Below are 11,957 nucleotides of genomic sequence, written 5' to 3'. Positions count from 1 at the left end.
GCTTCCTCACTTATAGGTAAATCCTGGTGCATCTTTTTTACTGCCCCAGTAAATCGAACGTTCAGACATCTGCGCCACATACCGGAATATGCGGTCGCCGGGATAAGCAGCCTGCTGCGATTCATCGGTATAGCGATCGGGGAAAGGACGTTGCCAGTCTTCAAAAATATTACTGATGGTGTACTGCAGGGCGTTCGTCCCGCCAGCGGTCGCCCCCGTACTGGATACCCGCCCTTTAAACAGGAGATCGGCAACCTGGACAACACCGTTATCATCCATGGCCACCAGATAGATTTCGGCATTTCTGCCAACGCATCGCTCATTCAGCGTGGTGGCAAAGAGGGTCATATCCAGACCTGAGAGGGTCATTTTGACCTGCGTGGGGCTGGTCGTGCTGGTTTCACTGGCATCATCAACAGACCCCATGCGCCCCATGCCATAATAGACATATCCACCAAGAACCAGCGTCCCGGTGCCGGAATGCACATAGACGGTACCGGATTCAAACTGAATATTGGCGGCGATCGCGACCGTCACCCTGTCGCGGGATAACCAGTCCACCATCGAATCAGAAAAAGGGGAATAAAGCATTAAAATGCCTCCTCAAGCTCCAGCGTGTAACTGGTAAAAACACCCGGCACGCGGTTACCTGCACCCTGCTGGTTATCCTTCAGTTTGAAAATGCCGTAAGGTTTCGCGACCTCGATGACGGCATTAGCAGGTGGCGAGCTACGCAACATAGGCGCAAATATAATCATTGCGGTACCGTTCGCCGCGCTCGTCACGTCGGCTGTAACCATCTTCAGTTCATCGTTAACAGTGAAATAATCGCCCTGTCTGAGCACCACTGTTCCCGGCGTCCAGCCCTTACTCTGAAGCTGAAACCCTGTCTGATTAGCGCCATCAACAACAGGCACGCCAGCTGGCGCTCTGCCACTTCGCCCCCAGTCACGGACTTTTACCCTGCCATACTCACCATCAAGCGAAGCCACCAGAGCATCAATACGTCTGGATTTTTCATCCGTCAGGTTATTAAAGGTCAGGGAACATACCCAGCGGGTGCCGGGGAAGCGAGCTGTCTGCGATGAGCCATTGAAGGGAGAGCGAAAGGTTTTGGTATTACTTTCTGGTCGCCAGGTCAGCGACGCGGGACAGACATCTTCCGGCCATTCGAGTGCAGCCATAGATTCTCCTGCATTACTCTGCGCACGGCGGCGCTACTGATCATTTGTCAGGATGTTACTGATTTACATACCTGGTTATGGTTGTTACTCAGCCCGTCAGTGGTGGGACACTGGCGCACTCATAAAAGGAGGGATGGCTGATTACCTCTGGATAAGGGAGTTATATGGACGAAATAAGTGCAAAAGTTCAATTTAATTCAAAAAAAGAAAGCCTGAATGAAGTCGCTGATGAATTAAATGATATTAAAATGATCCTTCTTAGCGTAGCTTTGAAATTAGACAATGAGGGTCGCCAGCAAATCATTAAGGAGTTATCACAGATTGATTCCCCATCGATTCAGCAATGGGTTGGCAATCTCAAAGGACTGCATCAGTCTTAATCCCTAATTTTAAGGTATAAAAACCATTCGCGGCCTGATTTGTGGCCGCTTCAATAATCTTCGCAACAACATTTTGAGCATGTTCTTTTGCCCGCTGATTGTACCCTTCCAGAGTAAGTTCTGGCGTTAAGTCTTCGCTGTACTGGATAGTAGCTACGGTTGCTTTGCCAATTTTCACCGACACGTTACTACCAATGCGCTGCGTAGATGACATCGTCAAATTTTCTCCTAAAGAAATTCTTACTCCATTTTCTTTCGGAAACCCTACTTTAAATTCAAGTGACTCAACTTGCCGTTCTAACGTCATAGCTGTCTCCCGCCTTTCGACTTAATGAATATTAATAATGCTTACACGCCAAGTAAGCGCCTCGCCTGACCTCTATTAGAGAAGTCCTGAAGCAAATCCTGACGCGCCTGTTTCGCACCGTCATTTGCTCCCTGTCGTGCGGCTTCCTGCATAGCCTGCTTAAGTGCCGCATCACCGTTACCGGATATGTTGAAGTGCTGATGAATAATCGTATCACCGCCGCCTGATGTAGCCCCCTGAGTACCAACCATGCGAACACCCAGCGAACCATCAGCTGATCGTGTCAGCGGCATAATGGCTTCCGGCCCCGCCTCCCCCATAAGCCCAGCGCCTTTTGCAAAAGCAAAATATGTCGGTGTGCTAACAATGCTGTTGCTGTAAGCGCTCAGACTTTCAGAAGCATACGCTCCACCTTTCGCATTTAGCTTTATGCCTGAAGCGGCAGAGTTATAAGCGCCGGAAGGAGTGCTACCAGATGCAGCCCCAGCGCCCGCACCAAACATACCGCCGATTGAACTGAAAAAACCGCTGTTACTGGCTGAGCGCAAAGAATCCACCAGCATCGCATTGAGGATAATTTTCTGCATAGACTGAAGCACCGAACTGGCCCAATCTTCCCAGTCAACCTTATTACCGGCCAGTGCATCAGAAATGTTACCCACCAGCCCGGACATTGCGTTATTCACCAGGTCAGCAGACTGTGATGCGTAATCAGAAGCAGTGTCAGCCCAGTTTGCAAAACCTTCACGCATACCCGTTGTCCAGTCACTGCGCTGGGCATCAGAGGCTGAGTAGTAAGATTCCTGATCTCGTAACCGCTCATCGAGATAACGTTTATTAAGTTCCAGTTCCTGACGGTATAGGTCTTCAGAAATATCACCTGACTGGTACTGCCGCTGCAGATCAACGTTCTTCTGCTGAAATTCCTCCCGGATGCGTAGCATTTCCTGCATACGTTCACGTATTCGGCTTCCCTGTCCATACCCGGTAAGTTCTGCCTGGTTAGATGCTCGCGCGCTGGCGTTTGAGTCAGCGAGGTTGGCTTCATACGCCGCTAATTTTTCGCGGATTTTCTGCTGATCAATCAACGCTGCATTCTGCAATAAGGTTTGTTTTTGCGCTTCGGTGAGAGAAGTAAGCTCCCCCTGGCTAACCTGATATTTAAGTTTTGCCAGTTCGGTATTCTGACCAGCCAGAGCGATTTGCTCTTTCTGCTGCTTAATGAGTTTGTCGTAAGTATCCGCTGTTTTTTCTGCATCCGACTTACCACGACTCTGCCGATTGCTATCCCGAATAGCCTGAAGCTTTCGTTCTCCTTCAACAGATAGATTTATATATTTTTCATATTGACCAGCAGGAAGATTAAGGTCAGACGCTTCAAATTCTGCCTGTCTTTTGGTTTTTTCAATCCCCTTTAAACCAGCTAATTCATTTTGCCGCTGCACTTTGTCCATAGCGGCCTGCTGTTTTTGGTCAAGGGTGGGCAAAACAGGACCTGCATAAGTAGGCGTTGGCATCGTCACTAGTCCAGTGACTTTGTTCAGCCGTGTATACATTTCCGTTAATGAGCCAACAGCACCAGCCATTTCAACGGTTTTATCTATTGCCTCACTCGTAATGTCGTTTATTAAGTCTTGAGTTTTATGACGCTTATTTAGCATCTGCTCAAGACGCCCCTCTTCAATAGCTAGTTCTGATGCAAATGTTGCAGCTTTTTCAGTAGCATCATTATATAGCCACGTCCCCTCTGAGGCAGACTGCGCCGCTTGTTTGGCGTTATAGAGTTGGTTTGATAACTCTGCAATTTTTAGTTTTAGCTGCTCGATAGAATAATCTTGAGCATCAAGTGAAATATTAGCTTGCCCAAGGTTTGCCGATATCTGGGTTTGAGACATCGATTTTAAATTTTCTCTGACCTGTTCGATTGTGTCCGCATATTGGATAGCTGATTCACGAGCTTGTTCTTGCCGCTGGTACATTGTGTACCAAGCACCCGCACCAAGCATCAAAATACCTGGAATTCCTCCGACTAACGAAAGCAGCCCGGATGCTCCGTTTTTAAACAGATTCATCGCTGAGGTTGCTTTATTAAGAGCATCCTGAGATGCAGAAACAGCACGGTTTGATTGAACCAACGTCGCATTAGCTGCAATCATCGCGCGACGCTTTATAATAGCATTCTGTGTTGCCGTAGCCTCAGCGTTAGTATTTCTGGCAAGATCCAACTCAGACTTAGCAAGCTGATAAGTACGTTCTGCGGCTATAGCATCAGCAGCGGCTTTACGCTGTGATTGAGTTGCGGACTCGGCACGAGCGGCCGCAAGGGCAATTTCATTTTTACGGGCATCAATCAATTGCGCTGTTTGGTTCCCTATGTCACCAAACATTCCCCCAAGATATCTGGCACCGCCAATAGCAGCCAGTACCCCAGCTGCAGTAGCTACAGTGTCAATATTACTTGAGATCGTATCGAGCACACTAACAAGGGCGCTAGTTGCCCCAGTGGCTTCATTAGCACCGCCAACCCATGCCATGAACGCATTCTCAACCTTTGTAGTCGCAGCTGAAACAGTCTGAGGCATCGCTTCATACTCACCCCTGAGTGTGCCTAATTGACTTACAAGCGCAGGAACTACCTTGTCAGCGGTTAATTGTCCGGCATCAGCCATTGCTTTAAGATCTTTTCTAGCAACCCCCATTCCCGCCGCCAGAGCACGGATTACGCGATCACCGTTTTCATTAACAGAGTTGAATTCTTCACCGCGTAAAACCCCTTGAGCCAGCGCTTGGCTGAATTGAGTAATAACAGAACTAGCTTCAGATGTACTGGCACCTGATAACTTCAACCCAGTTGATATAGATTCTGTTATTTTTAATACTTCTTCTGAACTATATCCAAATTCACGCATTGATGCAGCGGAACGGGCAAATAAACTGGCATTATCTGAAAAAGCAGTTCCTGTACGCTGACTAATTTCCATCAGTGCTCGCTGGGATTCGCTAAAATCATCAGATGACTGTGATGCCTGTTTCAGTCGCGCATTCACTGAGTTCCACTCATCAGCAAGTGAAATTAGATGACCTGTAGCAAAAGCCCCTGCAAACGCGCCAGCCATACCCAATGCAGATGCTTTGGCGGTGTTAATCTGATTGGTTACTTCGGCAAGCGCTCTTTGTGTCTCGCGTGAAGCTGCTGCAGCCTGGCGACCTCCAGTTTGCATTACGCGATAATAATCATTACCCATTCGAGAAGCGCGAGAAATTTCTGTCTGAAAGGACTGAGAATTCGCAGAAATTTTAATTATCAGTTCACGGAGAGTTGCCATAATCCACCTAATAAAAAACCCCGCCGAAGCGAGGCTCACATATAATCATTTTTCTCGGTGGGCTATTTGTATCAATAAATCAATTTGAGCATCTTGCTTTTTATTTATTTCTTTAAGGGCTTCTACCTGTTCATTTGCCCTAACACTAACACGTAATAAATAAAAAACTATAATTAAATTGATTAGCCAACCAAAAACACCGAATACAACAAAAAGTGGCTCCATGATTCCTCCAATGATTTCCAGAGGTAATCGTATATCTGTAATTGAGTTGTGTGAAGAATTATTGCGTTGCGGCAATCAATGCTTTTTCAAGCCCTGCGAATGGATCGGCCTCTTCTTCATCATGATCACGCTGCCATCGCAGCAACATATCACTCATAGTGGCCTTGCCGCCCTGTGCATTAAACACAGCGGTAGCAATTTGCGCCGCCTGAATGTCACCACGAATGTCACCTATTGGACTATGTTTATCAAACTCAGCCCACAGCCTAAGTTCACTGGCTGACATCACTACCTGAAGCTCTGAAAGAGTGCGCCCCATACGAAGCGCCAGCGACATCAAAAACCGCATTCCGGGCTGAGCTACTTTCCCTCAGCCTCCTTTTGATCAGTTGTCAGGTTGAGTGCCTGACGAAGAAGACGCGCGTGGACTGGACCATAAACCGATTCAACCTCGGCAAAATCTTCCTTACTGAACACCGGTTCGCCATGCTCATCAAACAACACATCGATAAAAAGCGTAACATCAGCGCGTAGATTACGGTGTGCCCGTTCAGAGATAGATAACTCGCCTTCCGTCTCTCTCGGTTTAATTACATCCTGCCAGTGAAGCCATGCTTCTGCTGATGGTTCACGAAGAACAACTTTCACGCCATCCCATTCCGGCACGATTACATCAATATGACGAAATGCTGACGCCCTGGACAGCGCCAGTTCTTTAAGACTCTTAGCCATTTTTTATCCCTGATTAAAGAAGATGATTTACGCTACCGTTACGACGCAGGTTGCTGAGGTAACTTTTCCAGCAGGTGTGGAGGCGTCGGTAACTTCACAAACGTAATCACCGGCATCACCTGCAGCAGCGTTTGCCTTGTTGAACGTTGCTGTCGTCTGTCCACTAACCGCGCTGCCGCTTTTCTTCCAGACGTAGGAATAAGGTGCTGTTCCTCCAGCCGCTACAACCGTCAGTGACAATGCCGCACCAGAGGAAACGGATTTGGTGTCAGGCAGATCGGTGGTAAGCCGCAGCGCGTTATCAATTTTCGTCGGCTTACCTTTCAGGCGTAGCGAGAACGTTGCGGCCACCACGCTGTTTGTTCCTGAAGACCAGGTATGCTGACGGACTTCAGACAGGAACTGGAAGCCAATACCAGACGGGAAGACAATCCGGAAACCATACGTGGTGTCGTTATCGTAAGCTTCACGCAACGCATCCTGTGCCGGGTTAACGTAGAAATTACCGGACATGGAGATTTCTGACTGAGCGCCCAGGCCGTTGATGTTTTCCTGCTCGGTGGAACACAGCGTGGTGACATCAATGTCCTGCTTCTGACCGCCAGTAAACTGGACTTCTTTGATAGTACAGTGCAAATCCAGCCAGGTTGCGGCGCCAATCGTATCCAGTGTCGCTGGCGCAGAGGTGATTTGAATTTTAGTACCCTGCGATTTTTCATACAGTGAGGACATATTTGTCTCCTGAAAATAGAAAACCCGCCGTAGCGGGTCTGTGAGTTAATGGATTTGTCAGACAGTGACCTGAAATTCCAGCGTCGCCCGGTAATACCGGTTCTCTGGTTCATAACCAGGGGTTTTGCTTATATTGGTGGGATTGAGTGGCTTAACCACCTGAAGCGCCATCTCACAAAGATTCCGCGCCTCTTTGAGAGTCAGTGAGTAAACATCCACCTGAACCGATATTCCTGATTCGGCCTGTCCGCAAAGAACATCGGAGGTCACATCAGAAATAAGTGAAAAAATTACCCATGGTGGCGATATCGAGGGCTGACCATCACTACCCAGCGGCGCAACGTAAGGATAAACCTGTCCACTGGCCAGAGGCTTCAGCAAAAGATAAAGGTCATCTTCCGTCATTTACTCAGCACCTCATCAATCGCCTGGTTCATGCGTTTCATAGCGACTCGCGTGGCCAGTTCTTCGCGCGTATCAAACGCAGGACGAACAAAAGGATGTGGGGGCATATTCACTGTGCCCATTTCGACAAATCGCCAGTAAAACGCGTTGCGTCGATCGGAGGCTTTCATTGAATTATCGCTGTTACCCGTTCGCATGTTTCGACCACGAATATGAACACCGGATGAAATATCACCGCGTTTACGCGATCGCTGCGTCAGCACCACAACGTTTTTCTTCAGCTTTCCGGTTCGTTCAGGCGCTCTTACTATCACCTCGTCTTTCAGAACCTCAGCACCAGCTCGAGTGGCATCACGCAGAACTTTGTTGTTTTCGGCGCGGCTCAGTAATTCAAGATCGCGGGAAATCGCTTCAAGGCCAGAAAAATCCAGACTGATATCAATCATTTTTCCGCTCCATTTTTACAGAGTATTTCCAGCCTGGTGGCTTTACTGTCGGGAATGGGAGGACCGATGATATTCAGTACCGCGCCTTTAAATGGGCCTGTCAGCACTTTTAATCTTGACGCAGCAGTCACATCACGCCGGAAACGGACCCACACCCGGATCGTTGCCTGCGCCGTTTCCGCACCCGATTGCAACTGCTCCCGGCCACTGATGCCCAGCACCTCCGCCCATATAGTCTTTCCCTCCTGCCACTCTTCAACCGGCTGGCCTGTCGTATCGCGAAAAGAAACAAAGTTCAGGATAGTGACACGATGGCGTAATCGACCTGCCTGCATGCTCCCTCCTTATGTTCCCGGGTGCTTCCGGTACGGCCCCAGGAGAGCCTGAACACCAAACGGCAACGTGCTTGTAATATTGCCAATATTTACCGGTTCTCTGTTCTCGTACCAGTGGCTGACAAGAAGCATTAACGCCAGTTTGATATCGTCGCTGATGATGATGCCATCAGGGTCGTTATCCGGGATGCTCGTATCGTAGAGAGACCTGTTTACAAGTTTCTCTGCATGGGACTTTGCTGCACTGAGATATATCGCCAGTGTCTGATCTTCAGAAACATCATCGCTGTCTATCCGGCATTGCTGCCGCAGTTCGGCAATAGATGGTTTCATTTTGCTTTCCCACGTTTTGTTGCCGCTGGCTCTGGCTCTGGCTCTGGCTCTGGCTCTGGCTCTGCAGTGATATGAACATCGCCACCACCAAATTTAATAATGCCAAGTTCGGCAGCAATTTCCTCAGCGCGGGCTGGTAACTCACCGTCCGGATACACCCCAGCGGGAATGGATTCAACAATACAACCATCTGGGGACCATTTAAGTTCACGCAATAATTCAGGCATAAATCACCTCGGGAAATTGGGGCCGAAGCCCCAGAGAATTAGGCGCCAGTGCCGATCTGCAGCAGTTTAATGGCCTGAGAATCCACCAGCATTCCCCCGGTGCGTTTGGTGGTATAGAAACCAACGAATGGTTTTTTGGTGTAGGGGTCACGAAGAATACGGGTGCCAATGCGGTCAACAATGGTGTAACCACGCTTGAAATTGCCAAATGCAATTGCTTTAGCGTCAGCAGCGATATCCGGCATCTGTTCGTTCTCTGCCACACCATAACCAACCAGAGATGAAGGCTGACCCAGTTCCAGACCTGGACGCCACAGGTAGTTGCCTTCTGAATCTTTCAGGATTCGGATAGCAAACAGGCTGTTGTTGTTCATCATGAACTTCGCGCCATTGCGATGCACTTTACGCAGCGTGTAGACCAGTTTGATGATCGCATCAGCCGTTACACCCGTCGCAGCGCCAGAGAGAATGTGCTGGAGAGTACCAAATGCACGAGTCTTGTCCGGATCAAGCGTGGAGGCGTATGCCAGAAAACCTTTCGGCTTCTTCGTCCCGTTCCCGCTGGTAAAGGCGATTTCTTCCTGCTCTGCAAATTCAATTGCCAGTTCGCTGTTGATCCAGTCTTCGACGTTGAAGAAAGCATCGTCCAGCATGGTTTGAGTGGCCTGCGGGTTACCGTAAATTTCCCCCATGAACGGCTCAATCTGACCGAGCTTAGACGCATCGGTTTCCGGGCGGGCATCCGTTTCACCAACCCATCCCGAAGCCGTACCGCCGAGATTAACCAGTTTTTTATAGTTAGCGCCGCCGACTGTAATGGTTGTCGCTTCCTGGCGCATCACCACTTCATCTTTCAGAAGATTAAGGATCGTGCGATCCAGCTCTTCCGGCACAGCATAGCCACCATCTTCATCCACACCAACCTGCAGAGCTTTGCGTTCAAGTTCGCGGAGCCCATCATCTTTACCTTTACGCATAAAACCAATGAAGGCGGTTTTATGTTCGCTTGCGGCTTTGCTCTGAGAACCACCGGCTGGACGTTTAACCTGCTTCAGTTCCTCTTCCAGCGCAGATTTAAGTTCATCCAGTTCAGACAACTTGCCGTTTAAGGTTTCAACCTCTCCCGCCAGCTTGCCCTTTTCCTGTTCAACTGCTTCCAGGCGCTTATCGTTCTTTTCTTTGAACGCATCAAACTTCGCCTGCAGTTCCTGCGCGACCTGCTCTACGTCTTTAACGTCAACTGACATAATTAACTCCTGATTAAAATTTGATGTTTTTCAGTGCATCCAGTGCGGTACTCACTTCATCAACATCACGCTGTGAAAGTGAGCAATACCCCCCGGCCATGAATGCTTTAGCCTGGGTGCGTGAGAGCCCAACATCGCGCAGGACTCGTTCAATACTTTTTTGAGAAGGGATTTCTCCGCGTGAAAATGCGCTTTTGACATCACTTACACGCGCTTCATCGTTCGACGGAAACGTTACGAGACTGACTTCCCACAGGTCGATCTCCTTAAGAAGGAACACACCCTTAACACGGTCGTACTCCCAGTCTTTCAGCATGTAACCAATAGAAAGGCCGGTTAAAGAACCGGCCTTCATGTGGGCGTGAGCGCGTTTCGAAAGGGGATCATCATCAATGAGTAACCGGCCTTTAACATAAAGGCCTACCTCATCCTCTTTCATCTCAGTGTAAATACCGATGGGCTCATCCATACGGTGCTGCCAGAGTAATGCAGGGAGAGCATTCTTTTCTTTCCATGCCTGAAGGGAGGTCGAAAAAGCGCCCGGCACGACAACATCATCGTAGCTGTCCTTTACGCCAAAAACAGAGCCATAACCTTCAAACTCCCCGCTGTCGCTGACAGACTTTAGCTGTAGCGGAATATCCAGCCGCTGTTTAGTCATCGGCATTATGTTGTTCCTCGGTTGTTTTGTTCTTGCTGCTGTCTGACGGCTTCGTCGTCATGTTCATTGGCGTAAGGTAAATATCTCCGCCTGCGCGTGGGTTAAGTTCTTCAAGTTCCCGGCAGTCATTTGGTGAGTAGATTCCCCAGTTAATGCCTGTTGAATACGCCTCAAATCGCGACTTCATATCCCCGCGAAGCAATGCGCCGGCATTGAATTTTGCGTAGTACACGCCCTGCTTTGATTCCTTCACCAGCCCGATGTTGATTCGCTGCTCAATGCGGGTCATATACGGAACGAGTGAATAATTGATAAACCCCATGCCGAGGTTTTCAATATTGTTAAACGTCGAGCGGTCAGTGTTCTGCACCATGTGCATTGGCACCCGGAACAGGCGGCATATTTCCTCCAGCTGGAATTTCCTGGTCTCAAGGAACTGACTGTCTTCCGCATTGAGCGCCATCGACTTCCAGTCCAGTCCCATTTCGAGAATCATTGGTCGGTGCGCGTTGCTCAGCCCGAGATGTCGATCCTCAAAATCTTTTTTCAGCCTTGCATAAGCAGCGTCAGTGAGCGTTTGTTCAGTGCGGAGTACACCGGAGGTAACCGCGCCATTTGAGAACAACCGCGCCCCATGTTCCTCAGTTGCCATTCCCAGAGATATTGCTTCTCTTGCATAGGCTATAGGGTTCAGTCCCACCAGCCCGTCAAAGGTAAGCGTTCTGACATGCCAGATATCATCCTGCCCAAGCACATCTGTTGAGCCATCGGGGAATGTTACCTGGTAAACCGGCTGCCACTGGCTGTTAAGCTTTGGTTCAACACACCCAGGGTCAATGGGTAGAAGCTCCACCACCTCGCCAAGCGCTTTAACTTTGTAGGCGTAAAAATTACCGCGAAGACAAAGACAGACAATGACCAGCTCCCAGAACTCCTGAGGGGTCATGTAATCATTTGGCTTCATCGTCAGTAATTTATGCAGCCTTTCGGAAGTCGCTTTTTGTTTGCTGTTTCCGGTTACCTTGTACAGGTTACAGGGCAGCATGCCCATAGACTCAGCAAGAACCCGTATACAACCGAATACCGCTGTTAACCGCATGGCTTTCTGGCTGCTTACCCTTTTCCCTGTATAGGTGTCGTAAGTCATTCCCACTGCTTCAGCGAGTTCTGCCGGAGTAGTGACAGGGGTATCACTTTTTTTGAACATCCCGGGGAAAAACATCAGTCAGTCCCTCCTCGCAATGTTTTCCCGGCCAGCGAAAGCGTGCGGGAAACCAGCCATGACCAGATAAGGCAAAGCACACCGGCGCTGATTAAGCCTCCTGGCGGATAAATCATCCATACACCAAACGAAAGCAAAATAGCGCCCATCACCCCGATCAGCGGGGCGAGAATCATCAGGATCATAACTGCCTCT

Annotated in this window: 18 protein-coding genes; 1 reads left to right on the top strand and 17 read right to left on the bottom strand. The window is 49.1% G+C overall.

Annotated elements, in window-relative coordinates; all coding sequences use genetic code 11:
* Positions 1-6 precede the first annotated feature (6 nt).
* Both GUC46_RS09745 and GUC46_RS09740 read right to left on the bottom strand, forming a co-directional pair.
* Complete coding sequence (locus GUC46_RS09745) at positions 7-591, bottom strand: hypothetical protein (RefSeq protein WP_086539181.1); 585 nt, start codon at positions 589-591, stop codon at positions 7-9.
* Entirely contained in the window at positions 591-1,184 is a 594-nt protein-coding gene (locus tag GUC46_RS09740; protein ID WP_136346194.1) for a hypothetical protein, read from the bottom strand. The genes GUC46_RS09745 and GUC46_RS09740 overlap by 1 nt, the downstream gene beginning before the upstream one ends.
* 164 nt (positions 1,185-1,348) lie before the next feature.
* Here GUC46_RS09740 and GUC46_RS09735 point away from each other — a divergent pair, with 164 nt between their 5' ends.
* The gene (locus GUC46_RS09735; protein WP_136346195.1) at positions 1,349-1,564 is read left to right on the top strand and encodes a hypothetical protein; all 216 of its coding nucleotides are present in this window, start codon (positions 1,349-1,351) and stop codon (positions 1,562-1,564) included.
* On the opposite strand, the gene GUC46_RS09730 is transcribed toward GUC46_RS09735, so the two are convergent.
* From GUC46_RS09730 to GUC46_RS09660, 15 genes are read right to left on the bottom strand one after another with little or no spacing between them, the layout of a single operon-like run.
* Positions 1,542-1,871, bottom strand: coding sequence for a hypothetical protein (locus tag GUC46_RS09730; protein ID WP_233596138.1), 330 nt, complete (start codon positions 1,869-1,871; stop codon positions 1,542-1,544). The two genes, GUC46_RS09735 and GUC46_RS09730, sit on opposite strands and share 23 nt — an antisense overlap.
* Positions 1,872-1,912: 41 nt before the next feature.
* A complete protein-coding gene (locus GUC46_RS09725) occupies positions 1,913-5,197 on the bottom strand; it encodes a phage tail tape measure protein (protein ID WP_160180159.1) in 3,285 nt (1,094 codons plus the stop codon).
* A 45-nt stretch (positions 5,198-5,242) separates the two neighbouring features.
* The gene (locus GUC46_RS09720; protein WP_038642089.1) at positions 5,243-5,422 is read right to left on the bottom strand and encodes a YebO family protein; all 180 of its coding nucleotides are present in this window, start codon (positions 5,420-5,422) and stop codon (positions 5,243-5,245) included.
* 58 nt (positions 5,423-5,480) lie between these two features.
* Positions 5,481-5,771 carry a DUF4035 domain-containing protein gene (locus GUC46_RS09715; protein ID WP_100272254.1) on the bottom strand — a complete coding sequence of 97 codons (291 nt, stop codon included), beginning with the start codon at positions 5,769-5,771 and terminating at the stop codon, positions 5,481-5,483.
* Between the two features lie 11 nt (positions 5,772-5,782).
* Entirely contained in the window at positions 5,783-6,154 is a 372-nt protein-coding gene (locus tag GUC46_RS09710) for a phage tail assembly chaperone (protein WP_100272253.1), read from the bottom strand.
* A 27-nt stretch (positions 6,155-6,181) separates the two neighbouring features.
* Positions 6,182-6,886, bottom strand: coding sequence for a phage tail protein (locus GUC46_RS09705; protein WP_142972601.1), 705 nt, complete (start codon positions 6,884-6,886; stop codon positions 6,182-6,184).
* A 57-nt stretch (positions 6,887-6,943) separates the two neighbouring features.
* Positions 6,944-7,291 carry a DUF3168 domain-containing protein gene (locus GUC46_RS09700; protein WP_160180157.1) on the bottom strand — a complete coding sequence of 116 codons (348 nt, stop codon included), beginning with the start codon at positions 7,289-7,291 and terminating at the stop codon, positions 6,944-6,946.
* The gene (locus GUC46_RS09695) at positions 7,288-7,737 is read right to left on the bottom strand and encodes an HK97-gp10 family putative phage morphogenesis protein (protein ID WP_071684539.1); all 450 of its coding nucleotides are present in this window, start codon (positions 7,735-7,737) and stop codon (positions 7,288-7,290) included. The genes GUC46_RS09700 and GUC46_RS09695 overlap by 4 nt, the downstream gene beginning before the upstream one ends.
* Positions 7,734-8,072, bottom strand: a complete 339-nt coding sequence (locus GUC46_RS09690) for a phage head closure protein (RefSeq protein WP_129610256.1) — start codon at positions 8,070-8,072, stop codon at positions 7,734-7,736. The genes GUC46_RS09695 and GUC46_RS09690 overlap by 4 nt, the downstream gene beginning before the upstream one ends.
* A 9-nt stretch (positions 8,073-8,081) precedes the next feature.
* On the bottom strand, positions 8,082-8,405 hold the full coding sequence (locus GUC46_RS09685) for a head-tail connector protein (protein ID WP_160180155.1): 324 nt from the start codon (positions 8,403-8,405) through the stop codon (positions 8,082-8,084).
* Complete coding sequence (locus tag GUC46_RS09680) at positions 8,402-8,632, bottom strand: hypothetical protein (RefSeq protein WP_160180153.1); 231 nt, start codon at positions 8,630-8,632, stop codon at positions 8,402-8,404. The genes GUC46_RS09685 and GUC46_RS09680 overlap by 4 nt, the downstream gene beginning before the upstream one ends.
* A gap of 38 nt (positions 8,633-8,670) precedes the next feature.
* The gene (locus tag GUC46_RS09675; protein WP_136346201.1) at positions 8,671-9,879 is read right to left on the bottom strand and encodes a phage major capsid protein; all 1,209 of its coding nucleotides are present in this window, start codon (positions 9,877-9,879) and stop codon (positions 8,671-8,673) included.
* Between the two features lie 13 nt (positions 9,880-9,892).
* Positions 9,893-10,546, bottom strand: a complete 654-nt coding sequence (locus GUC46_RS09670; protein ID WP_136346202.1) for an HK97 family phage prohead protease — start codon at positions 10,544-10,546, stop codon at positions 9,893-9,895.
* Positions 10,533-11,762, bottom strand: coding sequence for a phage portal protein (locus GUC46_RS09665; protein WP_136346203.1), 1,230 nt, complete (start codon positions 11,760-11,762; stop codon positions 10,533-10,535). Before GUC46_RS09665 ends, GUC46_RS09670 begins: the two co-directional genes overlap by 14 nt.
* On the bottom strand, positions 11,762-11,947 hold the full coding sequence (locus GUC46_RS09660; protein WP_136346204.1) for a hypothetical protein: 186 nt from the start codon (positions 11,945-11,947) through the stop codon (positions 11,762-11,764). Before GUC46_RS09660 ends, GUC46_RS09665 begins: the two co-directional genes overlap by 1 nt.
* Positions 11,948-11,957 lie beyond the last annotated feature (10 nt).

Origin of the sequence: Citrobacter sp. LUTT5, from assembly GCF_009905315.1 — a bacterium.
GTDB lineage: Bacteria > Pseudomonadota > Gammaproteobacteria > Enterobacterales > Enterobacteriaceae > Citrobacter > Citrobacter freundii.
This window is presented reverse-complemented; position numbering and strand designations above follow the sequence as displayed.